The sequence below is a fragment of the Phenylobacterium sp. genome, assembly GCF_041913825.1.
In the GTDB taxonomy this organism is placed as follows: domain Bacteria; phylum Pseudomonadota; class Alphaproteobacteria; order Caulobacterales; family Caulobacteraceae; genus Phenylobacterium.
Window position 1 is genome coordinate 46,771 of record NZ_JAYSEO010000017.1, and the last position, 24,191, is coordinate 70,961.

Annotated in this window: 21 protein-coding genes; 8 read left to right on the forward strand and 13 right to left on the reverse strand. The window is 72.8% G+C overall.

Annotation, left to right across the window (positions count from 1 at the left end):
- Positions 1–1,524, forward strand: coding sequence for a flavin-containing monooxygenase (locus ACE3Q8_RS15160; RefSeq protein WP_374471123.1), 1,524 nt, complete (start codon positions 1–3; stop codon positions 1,522–1,524).
- 3 nt (positions 1,525–1,527) lie between these two features.
- On the opposite strand, the gene ACE3Q8_RS15165 is transcribed toward ACE3Q8_RS15160, so the two are convergent.
- A complete protein-coding gene (locus ACE3Q8_RS15165) occupies positions 1,528–2,280 on the reverse strand; it encodes a sulfite exporter TauE/SafE family protein (RefSeq protein ID WP_374471124.1) in 753 nt (250 codons plus the stop codon).
- 162 nt (positions 2,281–2,442) lie between these two features.
- Here ACE3Q8_RS15165 and ACE3Q8_RS15170 point away from each other — a divergent pair, with 162 nt between their 5' ends.
- Positions 2,443–3,786: a dicarboxylate/amino acid:cation symporter gene (locus ACE3Q8_RS15170; protein WP_374471125.1), complete on the forward strand. Its 1,344-nt coding sequence runs from the start codon at positions 2,443–2,445 to the stop codon at positions 3,784–3,786.
- On the opposite strand, the gene ACE3Q8_RS15175 is transcribed toward ACE3Q8_RS15170, so the two are convergent.
- Positions 3,783–4,421 (reverse strand): TetR/AcrR family transcriptional regulator, encoded by a 639-nt coding sequence (locus ACE3Q8_RS15175; protein ID WP_374471126.1) that lies wholly within the window; start codon positions 4,419–4,421, stop codon positions 3,783–3,785. The two genes, ACE3Q8_RS15170 and ACE3Q8_RS15175, sit on opposite strands and share 4 nt — an antisense overlap.
- A 93-nt stretch (positions 4,422–4,514) precedes the next feature.
- Here ACE3Q8_RS15175 and crtY point away from each other — a divergent pair, with 93 nt between their 5' ends.
- From crtY to ACE3Q8_RS15190, 3 genes are read left to right on the forward strand one after another with little or no spacing between them, the layout of a single operon-like run.
- Entirely contained in the window at positions 4,515–5,699 is a 1,185-nt protein-coding gene (gene crtY, locus ACE3Q8_RS15180; RefSeq protein ID WP_374471127.1) for a lycopene beta-cyclase CrtY, read from the forward strand.
- Complete coding sequence (locus ACE3Q8_RS15185; protein ID WP_374471128.1) at positions 5,689–7,179, forward strand: phytoene desaturase; 1,491 nt, start codon at positions 5,689–5,691, stop codon at positions 7,177–7,179. The genes crtY and ACE3Q8_RS15185 overlap by 11 nt, the downstream gene beginning before the upstream one ends.
- The gene (locus tag ACE3Q8_RS15190) at positions 7,179–8,111 is read left to right on the forward strand and encodes a phytoene/squalene synthase family protein (RefSeq protein WP_374471129.1); all 933 of its coding nucleotides are present in this window, start codon (positions 7,179–7,181) and stop codon (positions 8,109–8,111) included. Before ACE3Q8_RS15185 ends, ACE3Q8_RS15190 begins: the two co-directional genes overlap by 1 nt.
- Here ACE3Q8_RS15190 and ACE3Q8_RS15195 read toward each other — a convergent pair.
- Genes ACE3Q8_RS15195 through ACE3Q8_RS15205 form a run of 3 tightly spaced genes read right to left on the reverse strand, consistent with a single transcriptional unit; the run spans position 8,108 to position 10,164 of the window.
- Complete coding sequence (locus ACE3Q8_RS15195; protein ID WP_374471130.1) at positions 8,108–8,818, reverse strand: fatty acid desaturase; 711 nt, start codon at positions 8,816–8,818, stop codon at positions 8,108–8,110. The two genes, ACE3Q8_RS15190 and ACE3Q8_RS15195, sit on opposite strands and share 4 nt — an antisense overlap.
- Positions 8,815–9,288 (reverse strand): sterol desaturase family protein, encoded by a 474-nt coding sequence (locus ACE3Q8_RS15200; protein WP_374471131.1) that lies wholly within the window; start codon positions 9,286–9,288, stop codon positions 8,815–8,817. The genes ACE3Q8_RS15195 and ACE3Q8_RS15200 overlap by 4 nt, the downstream gene beginning before the upstream one ends.
- Positions 9,289–9,297: 9 nt before the next feature.
- A complete protein-coding gene (locus ACE3Q8_RS15205; RefSeq protein WP_374471132.1) occupies positions 9,298–10,164 on the reverse strand; it encodes a polyprenyl synthetase family protein in 867 nt (288 codons plus the stop codon).
- A 131-nt stretch (positions 10,165–10,295) separates the two neighbouring features.
- Between ACE3Q8_RS15205 and fni the strand changes: the two genes are divergently transcribed.
- Both fni and ACE3Q8_RS15215 read left to right on the forward strand, forming a co-directional pair.
- Positions 10,296–11,342: a type 2 isopentenyl-diphosphate Delta-isomerase gene (gene fni / locus ACE3Q8_RS15210; protein ID WP_374471133.1), complete on the forward strand. Its 1,047-nt coding sequence runs from the start codon at positions 10,296–10,298 to the stop codon at positions 11,340–11,342.
- Entirely contained in the window at positions 11,317–12,600 is a 1,284-nt protein-coding gene (locus tag ACE3Q8_RS15215; protein WP_374471134.1) for a glycosyltransferase, read from the forward strand. The genes fni and ACE3Q8_RS15215 overlap by 26 nt, the downstream gene beginning before the upstream one ends.
- Here ACE3Q8_RS15215 and ACE3Q8_RS15220 read toward each other — a convergent pair.
- Together ACE3Q8_RS15220 and ACE3Q8_RS15225 are read right to left on the reverse strand one after the other, a co-directional pair.
- Complete coding sequence (locus ACE3Q8_RS15220; RefSeq protein WP_374471135.1) at positions 12,579–12,989, reverse strand: DUF2141 domain-containing protein; 411 nt, start codon at positions 12,987–12,989, stop codon at positions 12,579–12,581. The genes ACE3Q8_RS15215 and ACE3Q8_RS15220 overlap by 22 nt on opposite strands.
- Before the next feature lie 41 nt (positions 12,990–13,030).
- The gene (locus tag ACE3Q8_RS15225; protein WP_374471136.1) at positions 13,031–15,988 is read right to left on the reverse strand and encodes a TonB-dependent receptor domain-containing protein; all 2,958 of its coding nucleotides are present in this window, start codon (positions 15,986–15,988) and stop codon (positions 13,031–13,033) included.
- A gap of 121 nt (positions 15,989–16,109) precedes the next feature.
- Here ACE3Q8_RS15225 and ACE3Q8_RS15230 point away from each other — a divergent pair, with 121 nt between their 5' ends.
- The gene (locus ACE3Q8_RS15230; protein ID WP_374471137.1) at positions 16,110–17,015 is read left to right on the forward strand and encodes an ROK family protein; all 906 of its coding nucleotides are present in this window, start codon (positions 16,110–16,112) and stop codon (positions 17,013–17,015) included.
- Here ACE3Q8_RS15230 and ACE3Q8_RS15235 read toward each other — a convergent pair.
- From ACE3Q8_RS15235 to ACE3Q8_RS15260, 6 genes are all read right to left on the reverse strand, one after another.
- Positions 17,012–17,773, reverse strand: coding sequence for an aldolase/citrate lyase family protein (locus ACE3Q8_RS15235; RefSeq protein ID WP_374471138.1), 762 nt, complete (start codon positions 17,771–17,773; stop codon positions 17,012–17,014). The two genes, ACE3Q8_RS15230 and ACE3Q8_RS15235, sit on opposite strands and share 4 nt — an antisense overlap.
- Positions 17,774–17,805: 32 nt before the next feature.
- Positions 17,806–18,786, reverse strand: coding sequence for an N-acetyl-D-Glu racemase DgcA (dgcA, locus tag ACE3Q8_RS15240; protein WP_374471178.1), 981 nt, complete (start codon positions 18,784–18,786; stop codon positions 17,806–17,808).
- Positions 18,783–21,575, reverse strand: coding sequence for a polar localization protein TipN (locus tag ACE3Q8_RS15245; RefSeq protein WP_374471139.1), 2,793 nt, complete (start codon positions 21,573–21,575; stop codon positions 18,783–18,785). The genes dgcA and ACE3Q8_RS15245 overlap by 4 nt, the downstream gene beginning before the upstream one ends.
- Before the next feature lie 155 nt (positions 21,576–21,730).
- On the reverse strand, positions 21,731–21,952 hold the full coding sequence (locus ACE3Q8_RS15250) for a hypothetical protein (protein ID WP_374471140.1): 222 nt from the start codon (positions 21,950–21,952) through the stop codon (positions 21,731–21,733).
- Positions 21,953–22,053: 101 nt separating this feature from the next.
- Positions 22,054–22,584, reverse strand: a complete 531-nt coding sequence (locus ACE3Q8_RS15255) for a methylated-DNA--[protein]-cysteine S-methyltransferase (RefSeq protein ID WP_374471141.1) — start codon at positions 22,582–22,584, stop codon at positions 22,054–22,056.
- The gene (locus ACE3Q8_RS15260) at positions 22,565–24,067 is read right to left on the reverse strand and encodes an AlkA N-terminal domain-containing protein (protein WP_374471142.1); all 1,503 of its coding nucleotides are present in this window, start codon (positions 24,065–24,067) and stop codon (positions 22,565–22,567) included. The genes ACE3Q8_RS15255 and ACE3Q8_RS15260 overlap by 20 nt, the downstream gene beginning before the upstream one ends.
- Positions 24,068–24,191 lie beyond the last annotated feature (124 nt).

Genomic DNA, 24,191 nt, shown 5'->3' on the forward strand with positions numbered 1-24,191 from the left:
ATGAACGCGAGCGCAAACATTTCCACGCCCAAGGGCGGCGAGCACTTCGACGTGCTGATCGTCGGGGCCGGCATCTCCGGCATCGGGTCCGCCTACCACCTCGCCCAGCAGCAGCCGGGCAAGAGCTTCGTGGTGCTCGAGGCGATGGACAGCTTCGGCGGCACCTGGCTCACCCACAAGTACCCGGGCATCCGCTCGGACAGCGACCTCTACACCTTCGGCTACCGGTTCAAGCCGTGGGTCGGCCCGCCCATCGCCACCGCCGAGGAGATCCTCAGCTACATGGGCGAGGTGATCGAGGAGAACGACCTCGCGCGCCACATCCGCTACCGCCACCGGATCACCAACGCGGCCTGGTCGAGCGAGGCGGCGGTCTGGACCGTCGACGCCGTACGGGAAGACACCGGCGAGGCGGTGCGCTTCACCACCGGCTTCCTGTGGATGTGCCAGGGCTACTACAACCACGGCGCCGGCTACACGCCGGAGTGGCCGGGCATGGCCGACTTCAAGGGCCGCATCATCCACCCGCAGACCTGGCCCGACGACCCGCAGATCGCCGGCAAGAAGGTCGTCGTGATCGGCTCGGGCGCGACGGCCGCGACCCTGATCCCGAACATCGCGGGCGAATGCGCGCACGTAACCATGCTGCAGCGCTCGCCCACCTACTTCGTGCCGGGCCGCAACGTCGACGATCTCGCCGACCAGCTCCGCGCCCTGCAGATCGACGAGTCGTGGATCCACGAAATCGTCCGCCGCAAGCGCCTGCACGACGGCGCGCTGTTCACCCAGCGCAGCTTCGAGGAGCCCGAGGCGGTCAAGCAGGAGCTGCTGGCCGGCGTCTCGGCCTTCGTCGGCCCGGAGGTGACCGCACAGCACTTCACCCCGCGCTACCGGCCCTGGCGCCAGCGGATCGCCTTCGTGCCCGACGGCGACATCTTCCGCGCCGTGGCGGGCGGCAAGGCCTCGGTGGTCACCGACGAGATCGACCGGTTCGTCGAGAACGGCATCCTGCTGAAGTCCGGCCAGGTGCTGGAGGCGGACGTCGTCATCACCGCCACCGGCTTCGAGCTCAGCGTCATGGGCGGGATCCCCTTCCAGGTGGACGGCGAGCCGGTGGAATGGGGCCAGACCGTCACCTACCGCGGCATGATGTTCACCGGCGTGCCCAACCTCGTTTGGGTGTTCGGCTACTTCAGGGCGAGCTGGACGCTCCGCGCCGACCTTATCGGCGACTTCGTCTGCCGCCTCCTCGCCCACATGGACGAGAAGGGCGCGAAGAAGGTCTCGTTGGCGCTCCGTCCCGAGGACAGGGACATGCCGATCCTGCCCTGGATCGACCCGGAGAACTTCAACCCCGGCTATCTGATGCGCGGCCTGCACCTGCTGCCCAAGCGCGGCGACAAGCCGGACTGGCAGCACACCCAGGACTACTGGTCGGAGAAGGACGTCTTCCCGCAGATCGACCTGGACGATGCCGCCTTCGTCTACGAGGGCGCGCGGGTCCCGGCGGTGGCGGCCGAGTAGGCTTCAGGCGCGCCACGCCTCCCACAGGAGCTGGACGCCCACCGCCGCCATCAGGATGTAAATCAGGGTGTAGAACCGCTCCGCCTGCACGCGCTTCACGAGCCAGACGCCGGCGAAGGTGGAGCCGATCGCCACCGGCATCAGCACGGCGGCGGTCAGCAGGTTCTGCGCCGTGAACTGACCCAGCGCCGCATAGGCGGGGACCTTTATCCAGTTCACCGCGGCGAAGAAGATGGCGGTGGTGCCGATCAGGCTGGCCGGGGCGAGCCCCCGCGGCAGAACCCACATCTGGAACGGCGGACCGCCCGCGTGGGCGATCTGGCTGGTGAAACCGGCGGCGACGCCGAACAGGCCGCCCACCCAGCCGGGCGAGTCGCTGGGGGCCGCGATCCGCCCGCCGCGCGACAGCCAGAGGCGATGGACGGCGAACAGGATCGAGATCGCGCCCAGCACCGCCAGGATCGCGGTGGCCGACACCTTCGCCGCCAGCAGGTAGCCGGCGAGGATCCCCACGGCGGCGCCAGGCAGCATCACCGCCAGCACCCCTCTGTCCCAGTCTCGCCGAAACGCCCACACGCTGACCATGTCCTGCACGATCAGGATCGGCAGCAGGATGGCGGCGGCCTGCACCGGAGAGATGGCCAGCGCCAGCAGCGGCATGGAGATCGCGCCCACGCCGGCGAAGCCGCCCTTCGCGAGACCCATCAGCACCACCGCGGGGATGGCCAGGGCGTAGAAGAGCGGATCCGTGAGCATCCGCAGCGGCCTAGCCGCCGCTGGCGGCGTGGGCAATGGGCGCGCGAAATGCGTCCTTCTCAGGCCCTTAGACGTTCTGGGGGGGGCCGCAGAATTTCGGCTACGGCTGAAATCCTATCGTCACGGTAGAGATCATGCCTCCTGCGGCCGCAAGGAAGGTCCATGGCCACCGCCCGCCCCTCCCGCTTCATCAGCAGCTTCGGCTGGCAGGTCCTGGCCGGGATGGTCGTCGGCCTGGCCCTCGGCCTGCTCGCCCGCAGCCTCGGCGCCGAGTCAGGCCAGCCGGGCTTCGCCTTGGCCGAGACCCTGCGGATCGTCGGCTCGAGCTTCGTCCAGTTGCTGCGGGCCCTGGTGCCGCCGCTGGTCTTCACGGCGATCGTCGCCAGTATCGCCAACCTGCGCGAGCTGCAGAACGCCGCCGGCCTCGTCTGGCGCACCCTGCTGTGGTTCGCGATCACCGCGCTGATCGCCGTGGCGATCGGCATCGCGCTCGGCCTCGCCCTGCAGCCGGGGCTGCACGCAGGCGTCGCCGCCGAGGCGGCCAAGGCGCCCTCCACCACCGGAAGCTGGCTCGACTTCCTCACCGGCCTCGTGCCCGCGAACTTCCTGGGCCTCACCGCCTCGACCAAGCTGGCGGACGGCTCCGCCACCACCAGCGTCTCGTTCAACGTGCTGCAGATCCTGGTGATCTCGCTGGTGATCGGCGCGGCGGCCCTGAAGGCCGGCGAGGCGGGCCGCACTTTCCTGGCGTTCAACGCGTCGGCGCTGGCGGTGGTGCGCAAGGTGCTCTGGTGGGTGATCCGCCTGACGCCGATCGGCACCGTCGGCCTGCTCGGCAACGCCGTGGCCAAGTACGGCTGGGACGCGCTGGGCCAGCTCGGCCAGTTCGCCATCGCCATCTACGCAGGCCTCGCCCTGGTGCTGTTCGTCGTCTACCCGACGCTGCTCGGCGCGCACGGGCTGAACCCGCTGCGGTTCTTCCGGGCCGCCTGGCCGGCCATCCAGTTGGGCTTCGTCTCCCGCTCCTCGATCGGCACCCTGCCCGTGACCGAGGCGGTCACCGAGACCGGCCTCGGCGTGCCCCGCGCCTACGCCGCCTTCGCCGTGCCCCTGGGCGCGACCACCAAGATGGACGGCTGCGCGGCCATCTACCCGGCGATCTCGGCGATCTTCGTGGCACAGTTCTTCGGCGTGCCGCTCGGTGTGACCGACTACCTGCTGATCGTCTTCGTCTCGGTGCTGGGCTCGGCGGCCACCGCCGGGCTGACGGGGGCGACGGTGATGCTGACGTTGACCCTCTCGACGCTCGGCCTGCCGCTGGAAGGCGTCGGCCTGCTGCTGGCGATCGACCCGATCCTCGACATGGGCCGCACGGCGGTCAACGTCGCCGGCCAGGCGCTGGTCCCGACCATCGTCGCCAAGCGCCAAGGCCTGCTCGACCAGGGCGTCTACGACGCCGGCCGCACGCCGGGCGACATCGCCGAGCCTGAGCCGGCGCTCGCCTAGGGCGCCGGCGCCTTGTAGGCGCGGATGAAGGCCGCGCAGAGCTCCTCGGTCATCTTCGGCAGGTCGGCGGGGTTGCAGGTGGCCCCGCCCATGTGCTGCTGATGGAGGATCGCGAGCAGCAGGGGCGAGAGCAGCATGAGCGCCGCCGCGCGGGTGTCCGCCTCGATCATCTCGCCGCGGGCGATGTGATGCCGCAGCCTGGCCTGCAGAACGTCGACCGAGGGATCGACGATGTGCTCCAGGGCCGCTGGGCCGATCTTCTCGTCGAGCAGGCCCTCGGCGATGCTGACCGCGAAGACATCGCCCAGCTTCACCTCGCGCGGCATCTGCACGGCCATCAGCAGGGAGAAGGCGAACTGCCGGATGGACTCCTCGAACGGGACCTCTGGCGTGGCGAGCATCTCGAGGCGCCGGCCGCCGGCCTGGCGATAGGCTTCGAGGATAGCCGTCATCACCTCGGCGCGGCCGCCGAAGTAGTGCCGCAGGGTCGGAACGGTGACGCCAGCCGCCTCGGCAAGCTGCCTCAGGCTCGGGCGCGCAACCTCGCGCCGCATGATCCGCCGGGTCATGCGCTCGAGAAGAGCCGCCCTCTTCTGGTCGTAGTCGGAATCACGCGCGCCCTTGGGCCTCGGCACTCCTACCCCCTTTCGGTGATGCTAGTACCTCGGAGTCCACCGGACGCCAAACCCGGCTGGACCGCCCATTCTTTATGTCTACTATAACAAAGAATGTCTGAGCGTCCCGTCCAAAGCCCATCGAAACATGACGTCCTGCTGGTGGGCGGCGGGCTGGCCAACGGACTGATCGCGCTCGAACTGCGGCGACGCCGTCCGGAACTCCGGATAGGCCTGCTGGATCCCGACGCGGAGCCCGAGCCGCACACCTGGTGCCTGTTCGCCACCGACGCGGCGCCGCCTGTCTGGGAAACGCTCAGGCCGATGCTGGACCACGTGTGGGCCGGCTACGACGTCGCCTTCCCCGGCCATGCGCGGGCGCTCACCACCCCCTATGGCTGCCTGACCAGCCGGACCCTGCGCGCCGCAGTGCGTGATGCGCTCGGCCCCGACCTGCTGCGCCGGCGCGCGCGGCTCGTCTCGCCGGAGGGGGTCGTCTGCGAGGAGGGCGACACCTTCGCCGCCCCGCTGATCATCGACGGCCGCGGAGCCACCCCCTCCCCGCACGTGGACATCGCCTACCAGAAGTTCTTGGGTCTGGAGCTGCAGCTCAAGCGGATCCACGGCCTCACGCGGCCGACGGTGATGGACGCGACCGTGCGCCAGGCCGACGGCTTCCGGTTCATCTACGTCCTGCCGCTTGGGCCGGACCGCGTGCTGGTGGAGGACACCCGCTACAGCGACGGGGGCGAGATCGACCGGCTGCAGCTCGAGTCGGAGCTGCTCCGCTACGCGCGCGGGGCGGGGTGGGCGATCGCCGACGTGGTCGGCCGCGAGCGCGGCGCCCTGCCGGTGGTGCTGGCCGGCGACGTCGAGGCCTACTGGGACGAACCCGGCCGGCACGTGCCGCAGGTGGGCATGCGCGGCCTCTTCTTCCATCCGGTGACCGGCTACTCCTTCCCCGACGCGCTGCAGGTGGCCGAGCTCGTGGCCCGCAACGCGCATCTGGGCAGCCGGCCGCTGGCGCGGGTGCTCCGCGACCGCTCGATTGCGCTCTGGCGCCAGCGTGGTTTCCACCGGCTGCTCAACCGCATGCTGTTCACCGCCGCCGAGCCCGACCAGCGCTACCGCGTGCTCGAGCGCTTCTACCGGCTGCCGCAGCCGCTGATCGAACGCTTCTACGCCGGCCGAAGCACCGTCGCCGACAAGGCCCGCGTGCTCGCGGGCAAGCCGCCGGTGCCGGTCCTGCGGGCGTTAAAGGCGGTCGCGCCGCCGAGGAGGACTCCAGTTGTCGCGTAAGGCCATCGTCATCGGCGCGGGCTTCGGCGGACTCGCGGCCGCGATCCGGCTGCAGTCCATGGGGCTCTCGGTCACCCTGCTGGAGGGCCGGGCGCGGCCGGGCGGCCGAGCCTACGTCTACGAGCAGGACGGCTTCACCTTCGACGCGGGCCCGACGGTCATCACCGACCCGTCGAGCCTGGAGGAGCTCTTCGAACTCTCGGGCCGCCGGCTGTCCGACTATGTGGAGCTGCTGCCGATCACACCCTTCTATCGGCTGCTGTGGGAGGACGGCACGGCGTTCGACTACGTCAACGACCAGGCCGAGCTGGACCGGCAGATCGCCGCCCTCTCGCCGCCGGACGTGGCGGGCTACCGCCGCTTTCTCGACTATTCGACCCAGGTCTTCGAGGAGGGCTACCTGAAACTCGGCCACGTGGCCTTCCTCGACCCCTGGAGCATGGTCAAGGCGGCGCCGCAGCTCGCGCGGCTGCAGGCCTGGCGCAGCGTCTACTCCATGGTCTCGAGCTTCGTGCAGGAGGAGCACCTTCGGCAGGCGCTCTCGTTCCACACCCTGCTGGTGGGCGGCAATCCGTTCCAGAGCTCGTCGATCTACGCCCTGATCCACGCCCTGGAGCGCAAATGGGGGGTCTGGTTTCCGCGGGGCGGCACGGGGGCGCTGGTGGCCGGTCTCGCCCGCCTGTTCCAGGACCTCGGCGGCACGCTCCGCCTCGCCACCCCCGCGGCCGAGATCCTGACCCAGGGCGACCGGGCGGTGGGCGTCCGGACCGAGGACGGCGAGGTGCTGATGGCCGACCTGGTGGTCAGCAACGCCGACGTCATGCACACCTACGGCAAGCTCCTGAAGCGTCACCCGCGCGGACGGCGGATGGAGAAGGGCCTGGGGCGGCGGCGGTTCAGCATGTCGCTGTTCGTGGTCTATTTCGGGCTGAAGCGCCGGCATGACGACCTGCGCCACCACACGATCCTGTTCGGCCCTGAGTACAAGGGGCTGGTGGACTCGATCTGCGGGGCCAAGCCCCTCCGCGAGGACTTCTCGATCTACCTGCACGCGCCGAGCGTCACGGACGACAGCCTCGCGCCGCACGGGTGCAGCGCCTACTATGCGCTGTCGCCGGTGCCCAACCTGACCCAGCCCATCGACTGGCAGACGGAGGGGCCGAAGTACGCCGAGCGGCTGTTGGAAGCCATCGAGCGCCGGGCCATCCCAGGGCTGCGCGAGGACCTCGTGACCATGCGGATCTTCACGCCGGAGGACTTCCAGAGCGAGCTGAACGCCCACCTGGGCAGCGCCTTCTCACTCGAGCCGATCCTGACCCAGAGCGCCTGGTTCCGGGTGCACAACCGCGACGCCGAGGTGCGCAACCTCTACTTCGTGGGGGCCGGCACCCATCCCGGCGCGGGCGTGCCGGGCGTGGTGGGCTCGGCCAAGGCGACGGCGCGGGTGATCGCCGAGGACCTGGCCCGCGAGCCGGCCTGATGGACGCCGTCGTCGCCCACTCCGAAGCCGCCATGGAGAAGGGCTCCACGAGCTTCCGCGCGGCCGCCCGGCTCTTCGGACACGAGCTGCGCGAGGACGTCTGGCAGCTCTACGCCTGGTGCCGCCGCTGCGACGACGAGATCGACGGCCAGGACCACGGCGGCGCCTCGATCCCGCTCACCGACGCCGCGCGCCGCGAGCGGCTGGAAATGCTGCGCCGGGAAACCCGGGCCGCGCTCGCCGGCGAGCCCGTGACGGATCCGGCGTTCGTCGCCTTCCAGCGCGTAGCGCTGAAGCACCGGATGCCCGAGCAGTGGCCGCTCGAGTTGCTGGACGGCTTCGCCATGGACGTGGACGGGGCGACCTACGAGACCACCGAGGAGACGCTGCGCTACTGCTGGGGCGTGGCAGGGGTCGTCGGGGTGATGATGGCGCTGATCATGGGCGTGCGCGACGACGCGGTCCTGAAGCGGGCGCAGGACCTGGGCCTCGCCTTCCAGCTCAGCAACATCTGCCGCGACGTGCGCGAGGACGCGGAAAACGGCCGGGTCTACCTGCCCGCCCAGGCGTTGCGCGCGGCGGGCGTGGCGGCGACGCCCGAGGCGCTGCGCAACCCGTTCAACCACGATCAGGTCTTCACCGTGGTGGAGGAGATGCTGGACCTGGCGGAGGCCTACTACCGATCCGCCCGGGTCGGGATCCGAGACCTGCCGTTCCGCGGCGCGCTGGCCGTCGCGGCGGCCCGCGACGTCTATCGCGAGATCGGCCGCCGCATCCGCCGCAAGGGCCCCGACGCGCTGGCGTCGCGGATGTCCGTCCCGAAGCCGGTGATGGCGGCGCTGGTGGCCCGCGGCGCGCTCGTTGCGGTGTGGAGCCGGGTCGAGCGGCTCTTCCAGGCGCCGCCGCGCCGGCCGCTCTGGTCGCGGCTCTAGAGCCGCACCTCCGGCAGCCGCCACCAGGGCACCTCCGGCCGCAGGTGGTGCTCGTGATGGCGGCCGAAGTGGAAGCAGGCAAGCAGCGAGGCGATCCAGGGATAGTCCAGCGAGCGGGTGCGGTGCTCGTCCGCGAAGACGCCCTCCCCGGCGTGCCGGTGCGGCAGCCAGGTGCCGAAGGTGAAGAGCTGCAGCGCCGAGAGGATCGCCGGGACGCCCCAGAAGGCGATCAGGTTGGCGGGCTTGGCGCCCAGCAGCAGGTAGAGGACCAGGACCCCGGTCACCCGGGCGAACTCCGCCCAGCCGAAGTGCCGCCGGAAGAAGGCCACGAACCAGGGGACGAAGGCGCGCGGCGCCGGATCGTGGAAGTCGGGATCCCGCGCTGTGCCGGGGGCCTCGTGGTGCAGCCGGTGCGAGCGGGCGAGCTTGCCGAATCCGAAGCCGGCGTAGAGCGCCACGCAGAGCTGGCCCACGGCGGCGTTCAGGCGCGGCCGGCCGGGCGCCAGGGAGCCATGGATGGCGTCGTGGGCGACGATGAACATGCCAGCGCCCAGCCAGCTCTGCAGGGCCACCAGCAGTGGGACGCGGAGCCAGTCGACCTCGCTCCAGCGGTGGAAGAACACGCCCCACAGGTGCAGCGCGAGCCAGCCGCCGACGATGCCCGCGGCGAGCGCCAGGCCGACGGCGCCCTGACGGGCCGGGCTCATGGCCGCCGGCCCGCCTGGAGTTGCGCGCGCAGCCGGTCGGGATCCTGGGCCCAGAGGAAGCCGAACGAGACGGCGCCGTCGCGCTCGTGGCTGATGTGGTGGAGGTGGTGCGCCTGCACGAGCCGCAGCAGGTAGCCGCGCCGGGGCCGGATAGGGAACGGGAAGCGCCGGTGCACCAGCCCGTCGTGCACCAGGGCGTAGAGCACGCCATAGGCGGTCATCCCCATGGCCAGCCACCAGACCGGCGCGAAGCCCGGCCGGGCGCCGAGCCAGAAGAGACCGACGGCTATGCCGGCGAAGACCAGGCCGAAGAGGTCGTTGAGCTCCGGCCCCTTGCGGCCGGGCTCGTGGTGCGAACGGTGCCAGTTCCAGAGCACGCCGTGCATGACGTAGCGATGCGTGGCCCAGGCCACGCCTTCCATGGCCACGACGCCGGCCAGGAAGCTCGCCGTGTTCACCACCATCGACATGGGTCGATCCTACGCCGTCGCGCGGCGGAAGAGGAGGTCCACGTAGCCGCCGAGCGGCGCGAGTTCCGGACCACCCTCGACCAGTGCGGCCTTGGCGTCGCTCAGCCGGCGCGCCGCCTCGTCGCGCAGGGCGTCACGGCCGAGCACGCTCAGCATGTTCACCCCGGCCCGGCCGGCTTCGAGGTCCGCCTCGTCGTCCAGGTCGTCAAAGGCCTGGAACGCGAGGCCGAGCTCGCGGGCGAAGACCCGCAGGGCCTGCACGGCGCCCGGCGAGGCGCCGGCGGCGAGCGCGCCCACCTCGACGGCGGCGATGAACAGGACGCCCGTCTTCTCGTGGTGGAGCTGGCTGAGGAAGCCGAGCGTCGGCTCGGGCGCGGCGCGCAGGTCCTTGTCCTGGCCGCCGATCAGCCCGCCGGTCCCCACGGTTCGCGAGAGCAGCGCGGTCATGGCCACCTTGGCGGCGTCGTTCAGGTGCGGCGCGCGGCTGACCACCGCGAACGCTTCGTTGAGCAGGGCGACGCCCGTGAGCACCGCCACGTCTTCGCCGTAACGCACGTGCACGCTCGGCTGGCCACGACGCGTGTCGGCGTCGTCCATGCACGGCAGGTCGTCGAGGACCAGGGAGGCCGAATGGATCATCTCCAGCGCGCAGGCGGCCGGCAGGACGTCGGCCAGCGGACAGCCGAGCTGCTGGGCGCTGAGCAGGGCGAGGATCGGGCGGATGCGCTTGCCAGGCGAGAGCACCGCGTAGCGCATGGCCGCGTGCAGGCGGTGCGGCGGGTCGCCGGCGTCCGGCAGCAGCTCCTCCAGCCCGCGCTCCACCAGGTCGCGCAGGACGGCCAGCCGGTTCCGCTCCAAGGCGAGGGGTTCAGTCACGAGAGTCCCCATGGCGGGCGTTTCCTGGGCCGGCAGCCTAAGTCAGAACCCGGTTACAAGCCCATCGATATTTTGTATCACCTACGAGAAAGAATGTTGCTGCCGCCCAACCGTTCCGTTCCGAGGCGACCTTGACCGAGCCGTCCGCCATCGTCCGCCGGAAGGACGAACACCTGGACATCGCGCTCCGCCAGCAGGCGGGCGGCCCCAGCGCCTTCGACGAGCTGGTGCTGGAGCACTGTGCGCTCCCTGAGCTGAACCTGGACGAGGTGGATCTGTCCACCGGCTTCCTGGGCTGGGACTTCAAACTTCCGTTCCTGATCAGCTCCATGACCGGCGGTCCGGAGCGCGGGGCGGCGATCAACGCCAACCTGGCCGCGGCGGCCGAGCAGCTCCGCATCCCGCTCGCCGTGGGGTCGCAGCGGGTCGCGCTGGAAGGCGCCGCCCAGGCCGGCATCGACGCCCGGCTGCGGGAGATCGCGCCCTCCGTTCCCATCTGGTCCAACCTCGGCGCGGCCCAGCTCGTGCAGGGCTACGGCGCCGACGAGGCGCGCCGGGCGGTGGAGATGATCGGGGCGGACGCGCTGATCATCCACCTGAACCCGCTGCAGGAGGCCGTGCAGCCGGCCGGCGACCGCGACTGGCGCGGCGTGCTGCCCGCCATCGAGCGGCTGACCCGCGACCTCGGACGGCCGGTGATCGTCAAGGAGGTGGGCTACGGCGTCTCCGCCGCTGTCGCCCGGCGGCTCCACGACGCGGGCGTCGCCGCGATCGACGTGGCCGGCGCCGGCGGCACCGCCTGGGCGGCCATCGAGGCCGAGCGTATCGCCGACCGCGCCGACCGGCAGGTGGCCGACGCGTTCCAGGGCTGGGGCATCCCCACCCCGCGGGCGCTTGCCGAGGTCCGCGCGGCCTGCCCGGACCTGCCGCTCATCGGCTCGGGCGGCGTGCGCGACGGCGTCGACGCGGCCAAGGCCATCCGGCTGGGCGCCGACCTCGTGGGTCAGGCCGGCGGCGTGCTCGCCGCCGCCCTCGTCTCGGCCGACGCGGTCGTCCAGCACTTCGACATCATGGCGCGGCAGCTCGCCGTCGCCTGCTTCAGCACCGGCGCGCGCCATCTCGCCGACCTCAAGGCCGTCCGGATCCTGCCGCGTGCGCTTCCTCTTCACGACGTTTGAGGGCGGCGGTCACGTCCCCCCGGCCCTGCTGGTCGCGCGCCGGCTGAAGGACCGTGGCCACGAGGTGCTGTTCGTCTCCGACGAGGCGAACCGCGCGCAGGCCAGCGCCGCCGGCCTGCGGTTCGCGACGTGGGCAAGCGCGCCGAACCGCACGACCCTGGGCGCCGAGGACGACCCGCTGCAGGACTGGCGGACCCGCTGGCCGCCGGCGGTGGTGCGCTCGGTCTGCAAGGCGGTGATCGCGGGACCGGCCGCGGCCTACGCCGCCGACACCCTCGCCCTGATGGACCGGTTCGAGCCTGACGCCGTGGTCTCCAACGAGCTGCTGTTCGGCGTCATGGCGGCGACCGAGCACGCCGGCGCGACATTGGCGCTGCTCACGTCCAACGTCTGGTGCTTTCCGACGCGGGAGGACGTGCCGCCCTTCGGCCCGGGGTTCCCGCCGGCGCGCAACGCCTTCGAGGCGGGCCGCGACCGCACCTCGCGCCGGATGATCGGAGCCTGGTACGATCAGGGGCTGAAGAGCCTGAACGCCGCCCGGCGGGGCCTCGGCCTGCGGCCGCTCGGCGCGGCGCTGGAGCAGCTCATGGCCGCCGACCTCGTGGTGCTCGGCGCGAGCGCCGCCTTCGACTATGGCGTCAGCGCGCCGCCGGCGCCGTTCGCCTACGCCGGCCCCCTGGGGGAAGCGCCGGACTGGGCGAAGGCCGCCGCCGACGTGGGCGAGCTGATCGACCCCGAGCGGCCGAACGTGCTGGTGTCGTTCAGCACCGCCTACCAGGGCCAGGAGCAGGTGCTGGCTCGCACGATCCAGGCCCTGGCCGACCTGCCCGTGCGGGGCGTCGTCACGCTTGGGCCGGCGCTGTCGCCCGAGCGCCTGCCGTCGGCGGCCAACGTGAAGGTGGTGGCCCAGGCCGATCACGACGCCATCGTTCCGCGCTGCGCCCTGGTCATCTGCCACGGCGGCCACGGCACGGTGATGCGGCCGCTGATGCACGGCGTGCCGGTGGTGGTGATCCCCACCGGCCGGGACCAGCCCGAGAACGCCGCTCGCATAGCCTGGGCCGGCGCGGGCCTGCGACTGCCGCGTTCGGCGGGTGTCGGCGCGATCCGCAGAGCCGCCGCACGCGTGCTGGACGAACCCGCCTTCGCCCAGCGCGCCCGGGCCTTGGGTGAGGCGATCCGCCGGGAAGCCGACGGCGGCGAACGGGCCGCGGACCTGCTCGAGGCCCTGGTGGCTCAGCGCAGGCGAATGGCCTGACGCCCGCCCGAGGCCGGCAGGCTGAACGCCGCCTTGTCCCAGCCCGGCGGGCCGAACGCGCCGCGGGCGTCGCGCGAGAAGCCGTAGGGCTCGGTGGGCAGCCCCACCGGCAGGGTGTTCAGCCGACCGTCGCCGTTGCGGTCATGGAAGGCCATCACGGCGTATCGCCCCGGCGGCAGGTCGAGCCGCACCTGGGCGGCGCCGGCCCGCACCGGCAGCGGCCCGCCGGCGGTCTCCCCGACCCGCCGGGTCCAGCCCTGGGCGTCCGAGTAGACGGCGAACATCACCTGCCCGCCGCCCTGCAGGGCCGGGAAGTCGATCACCAGTTCGGCGGCCCCGGCGGCGGGGGCGGCGCCCAGGCCGAGCGCCAACAGCAGGAGATGCAGCATCGAAACGCCTCCGCCGGGCCGGCCGGCGGAGGTCCCTCGCGTCAGAACCGCGCCGACAGGCCGACGAAGTACCGGCGGCCCAGCACGTCGTAGGTCGACGGGTCGGTGTTGGAGTTGGAATAGCTGGTGAACAGGTGCGGATCCTTGTCTGTCAGGTTGTTCACGCCGGCGCGCAGGGTCACCCGTTCGTTCAGCGTGTACCAGCCGACGAGATCGTAGGCGTTGTAGGTGGGCGGATTGACGGCGGTCGGCGAGAAGACCGGCACGTTGCGGAAGTCGAGCATGGAGTCGATGTGCCGCCAGCGGAACATGATCCGCAGGGGATCCGCGTTCCAGGTGAAGGACGCCGTCCACTTCCACTCCGGGTAGGCGCCGCCCGAGAGGTCTCCGCCGATCGTGCCGGCGTTCTGCAGGTACGGCGCGCCGGGACGGGCCTGGCGCTTGAAGGTGTCGAGGTACGACACCACGACGTTGGTCTCGAAGCGGCCGGCGGCTTCGGGCAGGCCGAGGTCGGCCAGTTCGAAGGCGTGATCGATCTGGAAGTCCACGCCCGAGATCTTCCAGGCGGCGAGATTCACCTGGTTCACCAGCACGTTGGTGATGTCGCCCGACGGCCGGCGCTGGAACTGCTGGCAATAGAAGTTGTCCGGCGAGAACGTCGGGTTGGTGCCCTCGGTGTTGAAGCAGGCGCCGACGATGGTCGGGACGGTGAGCGTGCCCACCACGTCCTCGAGCTCGATCCGGTACCAGTCCACGGCGAGCTGGAAGCGGCGGAAGAACGGCTGGTCGACGGTGGGCGACCAGACCACGCCCGCCGTGAAGCTGTCGGAGGTCTCCTCCTTCAGGTCGGGGTTGCCGCCGCCGAGGATCTCCACCTGGGTCGAGGCCTGGCGGTAGGTGTCGTAGATGCCCGGGGCGACGCCCTGCGCCAGGCAGAGCGTGCGCACCGCCGCGGCGTTCGGCCCGGCGCGGAACGAGGAGCGCTGGTCGCAAGGATCGCCGGCGGTGGTCGTGCCGCTCGGCGTGCCGATGCTGGCGAAACCCAGGGACGGCGGCGAGAACAGCTCGGCGATGTTCGGCGCCCGCACCGCGCGCTGGTAGCCGCCGCGCAGCAGCAGGCCGGGGACCGGCCTGAACTGCAGGTCGGCCTTCCAGGCCTGGGTCGTCCCGACCGTGTTGTAGTCGGAGATCCGGCCGGCCAGCGACAGGTCGAGGTCCATGCCGTGCGCCTCGGCGTCGAGCAGCGGGACCAGCAGCTCGGCGTAGGCCTCCTTGGACTTGATCGTGCCCTGCACCGGCACCTGCGGGTTGAAGCCGACGATGTCCGGCCCCTGCAGCAGCAGGTCGGGGTCGTAGTCGAAGTAGTCGTGGCGGTATTGCAGGCCGGCGGCGAACTGCACCTCGCCGGCCCACAGGTCGAACAGGCCGCCGGTGAGGTTCGCCTCGTAGACCTGCTGCTCGATCTCGGTCTCGTTCTTCACGGCGCGGGCGATGTACGCGGCGCAGCCCGGGCTCACCTGCCCGGCGCCGAAGATGTCGAAGCCGCCGCAGATCGCCACGCCGCCGTCGGAGGCGAAGGTGAGCTGGCGCATGGCGGCGCGGCTGACGTTCCCCGCCTGGTCCTCGATATGTTCCATGCGGCCGAAGCTCGCGTAGACGTCCCACTTCCAGTCGCGGAAGCCGAGGTCGCCACGCAGGCCGCCGACGAGCTGGAAGGTCTCGTAGGTGTTCTCCGACAGGCGGCCGCCGACCTCGCTGAACGCCCGGCGGGGGAAGAACTCCGCGGTCGGGTTCGGCCGCGAGGCCAGGAGGGTGCGCAGGTCCTGCGGGATGAACGGGTTGGTCACCGGCACGCGGATGTCCGGCCCCGGGAAGGCCCCGTCGGAGGCCGACGCCGGGCCGAGCTGGCGCGAGACGTCGTAGGTGACGTAGCTCGCCGTGCCGTAGGCCTCGATCGCGTCGGTGAGTTCGTAGCGGCCGTTGGCGAACACGCTCCAGCGCTCCAGCGGCAGGAACAGGTAGCGGTAGTCGGCCGAGTTGAAGGTGTAGCTCTCGGCCGAGAAGCCCGGCAGGCGCTCGCCGCGGAAGTTGCGCACCGGCGCGGCGGTGAACAGGGTGTTGTCGGCGTTGAAGCCGAGGTTGGAGCCCGGCGCGACCGTTCCGGGCGCGATGCCGTACTGGGCGAACACGGCGTCGATCGCGGCGCGGCTGGGCAGGTTGGTCGCTCCGCCGGAATTCGCGGTGGGATCGAAGCGGCCCTCGAGGATGGTGGCGGCGCCCGAGGGCGTCAGGCCCGTGGTGACCACATTGTAGCCGATGGCCGACCAGTCGCGGGCGGCGGCCACGAGGCCTTCGCGCTTATCCCAGGTCCCCGCGACCGCGAGATGGCCGCGGCCGCCGGCGATCTCGCGGCCGTAGCCTACCGAGACCGTCCCCTGCTCCGCGTCGCCGCGGTCGGTCTGGCCGACCTGGGCGTCCACCTGCAGGCCCTGGAAGTTGCGCTTCAGCTTGAAGTTCACCACGCCGGCGATGGCGTCGGAGCCGTAGACGGCCGAAGCGCCGCCGGTGATCGTCTCGACGCTCTCCACGAGGAAGGTTGGCACGGTGTTGAGGTCGACCACGTTGTTCGGGTTGCCGGCGACGACGCGGCGGCCGTCGATCAGCACCAGCGTGCGGGTGGGCCCGAGGCCCCGCAGGTTGGCGTAGGCCTGGCCGGGCGTGGTGACGTAGTTGGTGCTGTTGGTGCCGGCGCCGTTGGAGGGCGTGAACTGCGGCAGCTGGTTCAGCGAATCCTCCACCGTGGTCGAGCCGACGGCGGTGATCTGGTCCGAGCCCAGAGTGACGATGGGGCTCTCGGAGACATAATCCTGTCGCGCGATGCGGCTACCCGTGACCACCACCTCCCCGACCTCCGCCTGCTGGGCGGCGGCGGGCGCGGCCAGCGCCAGAAGGCCCGCGAGCGCGGACGCGGACATGAGGCTCGTGCGAAGTCTCGACATTGCGGGAGCTCCCCCTCTCGACCGCCTCTCGAACGGGCGGCGTGAATCAGACTCCGTCACTATGCGGGCCCGCAGGGTGAGACGCGAGCGGCGTAACGACGCTCTTTTGGTGGAGTTTGCGATGATCCGGATCGGGGTGGACCTCGGCGGCACCAAGACCGAAGCCGCGGCGCTGGACCCCGAGGGCCGGGTGCTGGCGCGGCGCCGTCGCCCCACCCCGCCGGACTATGCCGCCGTGCTCGAGACCGTCGCGGCCCTGGTCGCCGAGGTGGAGGCCGAGTGCGGCGCAGCCGGGGGGCCGGTAGGCGTCGGCGGGCCGGGGTCGATCTCCCCGGCCACGGGCCTGGTCCGCAACGCCAACTCCACCTGGCTGAACGGGCGGCCCCTGGACGCCGACCTCGCCGCGAGGCTCCGCCGGCCGGTGCGCTACGCCAACGACGCCAACTGCCTGGCGCTCTCGGAGGCGACGGACGGGGCGGCGGCGAGCGCGGCCTCGGTATTCGCGGTGATCCTCGGCACCGGCTGCGGCGCGGGGCTGGTGCTCGGCGGGCGCCTGCTCGAGGGCGCGAACGGCATCGCCGGCGAGTGGGGCCACACGCCCCTGCCCTGGCCCGCCGCCGACGAGCATCCGGGACCGGCCTGCTGGTGCGGCCAGCGCGGCTGCCTGGAGACCTGGATCTCCGGCCCGGCGTTCCGGCGCGAGCACCGCGAGGCGACCGGCCGGGACCTCGCGCCGGACGAGATCGCCGCGGCCGCACGCGCGGGCGACGCCGACGCCGCGGCGGCGCTCGACCGTTGGCTGGACCGCGTCGGCCGCGGCGTCGCCATGGTCTGCAACGTGGTCGACCCGGAGGTCCTGGTGTTCGGCGGCGGACTGTCCAACCTGCCGGAGCTCTACGACCGCCTTGCCCCGATCGTCGCCGGTCGGGTGTTCGCAGATCGCTGGCGCGCGCGCCTCGTCCCGGCGCGCTGGGGGGACTCCTCGGGCGTGCGCGGCGCCGCCTGGCTTTGGGACGGCGGCGCCTAGCCGAAACGCTGGCGCAGCGCGTCGGCCCCGCGGGCGAGCACGGCGGTGTCGATGCCGACCGCCACGAAGGTCGCTCCGGCGTCGAGGCAGGCCTGCGCGAAATCGATATCGGCGGTGAGCAGGCCCGCCGGCTTGCCCGCCGCGCCGATCCGGCGGATCGCGTCGAGCACCGCCGCCTTGACCTCCGGATGCCCCGGCTCGCCGAGGTGGCCGAGGCTGGCGGCGAGGTCGGCAGGCCCGATGAACACGCCGTCGACGCCATCCACGCCGGCGATCGCCTCGAGCCGCTCCAGCGCCTGGGCGGTTTCCACCTGGACCAGCAGGCAGAGCTCCTCCTCGGCGCGGCGGGCGTAGTCCTGGATCCGGCCGAAGCCGCTGGCCCGCGCGCCAGCCGACACCCCGCGCACGCCGCGTGGCGGATAGCGGACGGCGGCGACGGCGGCCCGCGCCTCGCCCTCGTCCTGCACGTAGGGGACCAGCAGGGTCTGGGCGCCGAGATCGAGCACCTGCTTGATAAGGACGGGATCGTTCCAGGCCGGGCGCACCACCGCCGAGCCCGCACCGCCGGCCAGCGCCTGGAGTTGCCGAAGCACGGTGTCGAGGGTGTTGGGCGCGTGCTCCATGTCGACCACCAGCCAGTCGTAGCCGGCGCCGGCGACGGCCTCGGCCGCGAAGCTGTCGGAGAGCGCCAGCCAAAAGCCGATCTGGCGGCGGCCGGCGGCGATGGCGTGCTTGAAGGGATTGCGGGGCAGGTCCATGGCGCGACCCTAGAGACGACGCCTGCCCCGTCCTAGCCCCAGAGCGCCGGCGGCGGCGGCTCGATGAGCGAGCCCGAGATCGGCAGCCCGGGCTCCCGGTCGCGGGCCAGAAGCAGCGGCCCGTCCAGGTCCACCACGCGCGCGCCCTGCGCCACCAGCAGCGCCGGCGCGATGGCGAGCGAGGTGGCGACCATGCAGCCGACCATCACCTCCAGCCCCTGGGCGCGCGCCTCGGCCGCGAGGGCCAGCGCCTCCGTCAGCCCCCCGGCCTTGTCGAGCTTGATGTTCACATAGGCGTAGCGGCGGGCGCAGTCGGCGAGTTCGGCGCGGGTGTGCAGACTCTCGTCGGCGCAGAGCGGCACCGGGCTGGCCCATCCCTCCAGGGCGGCGTCCTCGCCGGCGGGCAGCGGCTGTTCGACAAGCTGGACGTCGAGACGGGCGAACTCTGGGGCCAGGCGGGTGAGGTCGTCGAAGCCGAGCGCCTCGTTGGCGTCGACGATCAGCCTGGTGCGGGGGGCGGCCCGGCGCACCGCGGCCACCCGGTCGAGATCGTCCGGGCCGCCGATCTTCAACTTCAGCATCGGCCGGCGGGCGTGCAGGCGGGCGGCCTCGGCCATGGCCTCCGGCGTGTCGAGGCTCAGCGTGTAGCAGGTCTTCACCGGGTCCAGGCGTTCGCGGCCGGCCAGCGTCCAGGCCCGCGCGCCGGCCTGTTTGGCCTCGAGGTCCCAGAGCGCGCAGTCGAGTGCATTGCGCGCCGCGCCGGCCGGCATCAGGCCCTGCAGGACAGGGCGGCTGGCCCCCGTCTCGATGGCGGCGCGGACGGCGGCGATCTCGGCCAGGACGCCGTCGACGTCCTCACCGTAGCGGGCGTAGGGCACGGCCTCGCCGCGGCCGACATGATCGCCCTCGCCGATCTCCGCGACGACGACATGGGCCTCGGTCTTGGCCCCGCGGGAGATGACGAAGGCGTCCCGCAGCGGCCAGCGCTCGTCGCGGAAGGCCAGCCGCCTCAGGCGATGTCCCCCAGGGCGGCGTCCAGCAGCAGGTAGAGCCGTCCGGGCCGGCCGCCGAGCAGTTCCGCCATCAGGAAACCCTCGGGGTCCTGCACCACCGCGTCGTCCACCAGCGCCTGGTGGCCGCGGATGAAGGCCGCCACCTGGGTCTTCAGCGCCTCGTCCGTGAACAGCCGCCGCACGATTCGCCGGGTGGCGGCGGGCGCGAGCTTCTTGACCACCTGGCGGGCGCCGTCGAGGTCGCCGGTCTGGACCGCGGCGGCGATCTCGTCGATCCGCGCCCTGGGCAGCAGCTTCTCGGGGTCGACCCCCATGCCGGCGAGCTCCGCCGACAGGGACTCCTCCAGGTCCGGACCCGCCGCCGGGCTGCTGTCGACGGAGGCCAGCAGGTCCTTCCAGGTCCAGCCCTCGCCCTTCGTCTCCGCGGGCGGCGGGCCGCCGGCCGCCTCGAACACCTGGCTGAACTCCTCGTCCGTGGCCGTGGGCGTCAGCTTCAGCCGCGGCCGCAGGCCAAGCCGGGCGGCGAGCGCCCCGGCTGGTTTGCCGGGCTCAGCGGCAGGCTCGGCCGCCGCGGGCTCCGGCGCGGCGGGGGCAGGCTCGGCCACGTCTTCCAGCATCAGGTCGGCCAGTTCGTCCGCCACCGCCCGCAGGCCGGCCTCGGGCTCGACGACCGCCGCCGGCGGTTCGGGCTCGGGCTCGGGCTCCGACTCCAGCACGGGCTCGGGCGGACGCGCGCGCGCCGGACGGGCCGGCTGGGTCAGCGAGGCGGAGGCGGAGAAGGTGGGCGGGGCCGGCGGCGGGACGGCGCGTAGCAGCGGCGAGGCCGCCGGCGACGGCGCCGCGGCCACGGTGCCCATCAGGCGCACGGCCTCGCTGAGCATCTCGAAATTGTGTCGCACCCGCTCCTGGAAGGCGGCGTCGATCGCCTGCGCCTCGTCGGCCGTCCGCCGGGCGGCCGCCATCAGCTCGTCCATGCCCTGGATGACAGTCTCGCGGACCTGTTCGGCCTGGCCCTGGGCGGCGGCGGGCAGGCGTCGGGCGCGCTCCTCCAGCTCGGCCAGCATCCGCTCCAGCTCGGCCATCGCCTCGCGGGCGGCCGCAGCCCCCTCCTCCAGGCGCCGCGCCGTGGCCTGGCCGGCCTGCTCGACCATCTGCGAGGACTGGGCGACGAGCGCGCGCGCCTCCTCCAGCCGAGCCTCGAACACCTGGTTCGCCTTCTGGCCGGCGGTGAAGGCGGCCTCGGAGAGCTGGTCCACCTGCTCGCGCGCGGTGGCGGCATGGCTGGCGGCGGCCTCGCGGGTCTCCTCGGCGGCGCGGGCGAGCGCGTCGATGGCCGCCCGGGTCTGGGCCTCGAGCTGGGCCCGCTGCTCGGCGGCGGCGGCGGAGACCGCGTCCAGCGACTGCAGGGTGGACTGGCCGAACTCCTCGCGTTCGGCCCGCGCCGTCTCGGCGAGGTCGCGGAACTGCTCGGCGGCGTCGGCCATGAGCCCCTTCAGGGTCTCGCTCCCGCGCATCGCCCGCTCGTTCATCTCGGCGGCGGACAGCCGGGCCTGCGCGATGAACTCGCCCAGCCGGTCGGCGTGGGCCTGAGCCTGCTCGGCGAAACCCTGATGGTCGCTGCGCAGCGCCTGGGAGAGGGTGACGAGCGCCGTGCGGTGCCCCGAAAGCCCGCCCTCAACCGCCTTGATCTGGTCGGCCACGCCGGAGCCGGCGGTCTCCAGCCGGGCGATGTGGCGTGTCAGGTCCTCGCCGGCCACGCGGGCGGCGTCGCCCACCTCGCCGGCCGCGGCGGCCAGGTCGGCGGCGCGGGCGGCCAGTACGGACTCGGCCTCGCGGAGCTGGGCCTCGGCGACGTCGGCGGCCTCGGCCACCATGCGGGCCTGGTTGCCGATCGCCTCGGTGACCCGGGCCACCCGGGCGTCCAGCGTCGCGCCGAGCTCGGCCTCCGCAAGCCGCAGCCGCTCGCCGGCCGCGTCGCTCGCCTGCACGACCCGCAGCGCCTGGCCGCCGATCACGTCGGCCACCTGGGCGGCGCGGGCGTCGAGGCTGTCGGCCAGGGCGCCGATCTCGCCCCGCTCGCGGCCGAGCGCGCCGGCAAGGTCCTGGGCGGTGCGGACCGAAGACCGGGTGGCGTCGGTGAGGCGCAGGGTCTCCTCGGCCATGGCCTGGCGCAGCGCCAGCAGGGTCTCTCGGGCCTGGTCGGCGGCGAGGCCGGCTGCCTCGATCTCGTCCCGGACGCCCTGGACCACGTGACCGGTGCGGGCGGCGGCGCTGAGCGCAGGCGACAGCATGTCCTCGGCCATGGCCTTGGCGCGCCGCGCCTCGGCGGCGAGCTTCTGGCCCTGGCGGATCATGTAGGCGGCGCCCCAGACGAACGCGGCGGGGCCGATCGCCAGCAGGGCGAAGACGGCGAGCGCGAAGGTGTCCTCGGTCAGCGGCGCGACCCGGTTGCGGTAGCCGACCGCGAAGGCGACGGGTCCCAGCGCCCAGAGCGCGGACACCGCCAGGGCGGCGAGGTAGATCGGCCAGGCCGGCGGCGCGCGGAAACTCCGCGCCAGGGCTTCGTCGGCGAGATCCTGAGCGCGGCGGGCCGGCGGGCGCAGCTCGGAGGCGGCTACGTCGGCGCGCTGCGGCGGCGGGGCGAGCGGCCGCGCCGGCGCGGCCTCGGCGGCGGGCGCGAAGACGGGATCGTTCACCGCCGGCTCAGGCGCGTCCGCGGCCGGGGCGCTCAGGCCCTCGTCGTTCGACGCGCCGAAATCCACCGGCGGCTGGCGTCTTCCGATCCTCATCCGCGCCGTCCCCTTCAGCTCACGCGCGGAAGCCCCCACCTCCGCCCACGAAGGATTACCCGCAGGGCGAGCAGACGCAAACAACCGCCTGTGGAAAAGCTCGAATCAGGAGCGGAATGTCGCAGCCGCGCAAGGTCTTGCGCGGAAGACCTCGCCTAGGCGCGCGAGGTCGCCGGGCGCTGGAGCGGCCTGGCCGTGTCGGGGCAGTTGGACAGCTTCTCGACCCGGGCCTTGCGCGGCGTGCGGGCGATCACCCGCTCCACCGGCGGCTGCGGCTTCTCGAGCTGCATCGCTTCCACCGAGACGCCGAAGTGCGAGAACGCCACGGCCGACGAGTGCATAACCACGGCGGCGACCACGTCCGTCAATGTCGACATCGGATCCTCCCGCCCGCGATGCGATTCCGTCGATCAAGGTTATACGGGAAGCGCCGCTGCAAGGCGACGGTCCGGCGCATGAATTCTTGGTAAGGTGGCGATCAGGCCGCGAGCGCGCCGGCCGCCGCCCCCTCGTGGGCCAACAGCCACTGCTTGCGCGGCAGGCCGCCGCCGTAGCCGGTGAGCGAGCCGTTCGCCCCGATCACGCGATGGCAGGGCACGACCACCGCCAGCGGGTTCGCGCCGTTCGCCAGCCCCACCGCCCGCACCGCGCTCGGCCGGCCGATGCGCTCGGCGAGGCCCCGGTAGCTCAGCGTCTCGCCCGCCGGAATGGTGCAGAGGGTCTCCCAGACCTTGAGCTGGAACGCCGTGCCGGAGGCCTGCCACGGCACGCGGTCCAGCGCCGCCGCGTCGCCCGCGAAGTAAGCCTCGAAGGCCGGGCGGACCGGGGAGCGGCCCTCGACCAGGGCGGCCTTCGGATAATGCCGGCCGATCCAGGCGCGCATCTTCGGCTCGTAGTCGGTCCAGTTGAAGGCGCGGAGCACGCCGGCCTCGTCGGTGACCAGGAGCGCCGTGCCGATCGGCGTGGCCAGGCGGTCGAGAGTGAGGGTTTCAGGCTGCGCGTTTCGCATCGGTCTTGGTCCTCGCGGAGGTTCGGGGGCTGGCCGCGTCGGCGGCCCACAGGTGCTGGGCGGCGTAGGCGCGCCAGGGGCGCCAAGCCTGGGATCGGGCGAGCAGTTCCTGAGCGGTCGGCCGCCGGCCGTCGGGACCGATCAGGGCCCGCATCAGGGCGACGTCGGCGTGCGGGAAAGCGTCGGGTTCGCGCAGCTCGCGCAGCGCGATGTACTGCGCCGTCCACTCGCCAACTCCGGGCAGCGCCGAGAGGGCGGCGATGGCGCTCTCGAGATCGGCGCGCGGGGTGAAGATCGTCCGGTCGGCGGCGGCCGTGCGGGCCAGAGCCTCCAGGGCGGCGCCGCGGGCGCGCGGCATCCCGAGCGCGGCGATGTCCCGGCCCGCGAGCTGCTCCGGCATCGGGAAGACGCGGCTCAGGCCGAGCGCGGCGGCGGCCGGGTCGTCGATCCGCTCGCCGTAGGCCTCCACCAGCCGAGCGGCGAGGTTGCGGGCCGCCGCCACCGTGATCTGCTGGCCGAGGATCGCCCGCACCGCGAGCTCGAAGCCATCCCAGGCCCCGGGCGCGCGGAGCCCCGGCCGGGCGGCGACCAGCGGCGCGAGCGCAGGGTCGTGCGAGAGGTGCGCCCCGATCAGCGCGGGATCGGCAGTCAGGTCGAACACGCGGCGGACGCGGGCGATCACCGCCGGCAGGGCCTGCACCTTCGGGAACCGGATCTCGGCCACAAGAAAATCGCCGGCGCCCGGCGTGACCACCACAAGGCCGCAGGCGCCGTCCACCTGCAGGGTGCGGGCGTAGCGGCGCGGCTCGACCGTCTCCACGCCCGGGATCGCCCGGGCGGCAAGGAAGGCGACGATGGCGTCCCAGTCATAGGGCGCCCGGTAGGGCAGCTTGACGGTGATGCCGCCGGCCGCGGCGGTCTGCTCCGCCGCCTGGCTGCGCCGCAGCGCGCCCGGCGAGCGGCCGAAGAGCTGCTGGAAGGTCTCGTTGAACCGCCGCACGCTGCCGAACCCGGACGCCATGGCGACCTCGCTCATCGGCAGGCGGGTCTCGTGGATGAGCTGCTTGGCGAGCAGCACGCGCCGGGTCTGGGCGACCGCGACCGGCGAAGCGCCGAGGTGCTGCTTGAACAGCCGCCGGAGTTGGCGGTCGCCGACACCGAGGCGGCCAGCCAGCCCGTCCACATCCCCGCTGTCCATCGCGCCTGCCTCGATCAGCGCGAGCGCCCGGCTCACCGTGTTCGACGTGCCGCGCCAGGCCCCGAGGTCCGGCGAGGACTCCGGCCGGCAGCGCAGGCAGGGACGGAAGCCAGCCTCCTGGGCGGCCGCTGCGCTCGGGAAGAACGTCATGTTCTGCGCGTGCGGGGTGCGGGCCGGGCAGATCGGGCGGCAGTAGATGCCGGTCGTCCTCACGCCCGCGAAGATGCGGCCGTCGAACCGGGGGTCCCGGGTCAGGAAGGCGCGGCGGCAGGCTTCGAAGTCCATGTCCATGCCGTGAGGATGCGCGGGGCGGCCGCGCAAGTCTCGCGGTTTTCGGACATTCATGAGCGGCGGCTGGCGGTTTTCGGACGATGCACGCCCCGCCCGGCCAAGGCGAGGCGCGGCGGCC

Bases quoted from the DNA above. Each gene is read 5' to 3' on its own strand.
- ACE3Q8_RS15160 (WP_374471123.1), top strand. From the start codon at position 1: ATGAACGCGAGCGCAAACATTTCCACGCCCAAGGGCGGCGAGCACTTC.
- ACE3Q8_RS15190 (WP_374471129.1), top strand. From the start codon at position 7,179: ATGGACGCCGTCGTCGCCCACTCCGAAGCCGCCATGGAGAAGGGCTCC.
- ACE3Q8_RS15220 (WP_374471135.1), bottom strand. From the start codon at position 12,989: ATGCTGCATCTCCTGCTGTTGGCGCTCGGCCTGGGCGCCGCCCCCGCC.
- ACE3Q8_RS15255 (WP_374471141.1), bottom strand. From the start codon at position 22,584: ATGCGAAACGCGCAGCCTGAAACCCTCACTCTCGACCGCCTGGCCACG.
- ACE3Q8_RS15230 (WP_374471137.1), top strand. From the start codon at position 16,110: ATGATCCGGATCGGGGTGGACCTCGGCGGCACCAAGACCGAAGCCGCG.
- ACE3Q8_RS15260 (WP_374471142.1), bottom strand. From the start codon at position 24,067: ATGGACTTCGAAGCCTGCCGCCGCGCCTTCCTGACCCGGGACCCCCGG.
- ACE3Q8_RS15245 (WP_374471139.1), bottom strand. From the start codon at position 21,575: ATGAGGATCGGAAGACGCCAGCCGCCGGTGGATTTCGGCGCGTCGAAC.
- ACE3Q8_RS15225 (WP_374471136.1), bottom strand. From the start codon at position 15,988: ATGTCGAGACTTCGCACGAGCCTCATGTCCGCGTCCGCGCTCGCGGGC.
- ACE3Q8_RS15195 (WP_374471130.1), bottom strand. From the start codon at position 8,818: ATGAGCCCGGCCCGTCAGGGCGCCGTCGGCCTGGCGCTCGCCGCGGGC.
- crtY (WP_374471127.1), top strand. From the start codon at position 4,515: ATGTCTGAGCGTCCCGTCCAAAGCCCATCGAAACATGACGTCCTGCTG.
- ACE3Q8_RS15250 (WP_374471140.1), bottom strand. From the start codon at position 21,952: ATGTCGACATTGACGGACGTGGTCGCCGCCGTGGTTATGCACTCGTCG.
- ACE3Q8_RS15235 (WP_374471138.1), bottom strand. From the start codon at position 17,773: ATGGACCTGCCCCGCAATCCCTTCAAGCACGCCATCGCCGCCGGCCGC.
- ACE3Q8_RS15200 (WP_374471131.1), bottom strand. From the start codon at position 9,288: ATGTCGATGGTGGTGAACACGGCGAGCTTCCTGGCCGGCGTCGTGGCC.
- ACE3Q8_RS15165 (WP_374471124.1), bottom strand. From the start codon at position 2,280: ATGCTCACGGATCCGCTCTTCTACGCCCTGGCCATCCCCGCGGTGGTG.
- ACE3Q8_RS15170 (WP_374471125.1), top strand. From the start codon at position 2,443: ATGGCCACCGCCCGCCCCTCCCGCTTCATCAGCAGCTTCGGCTGGCAG.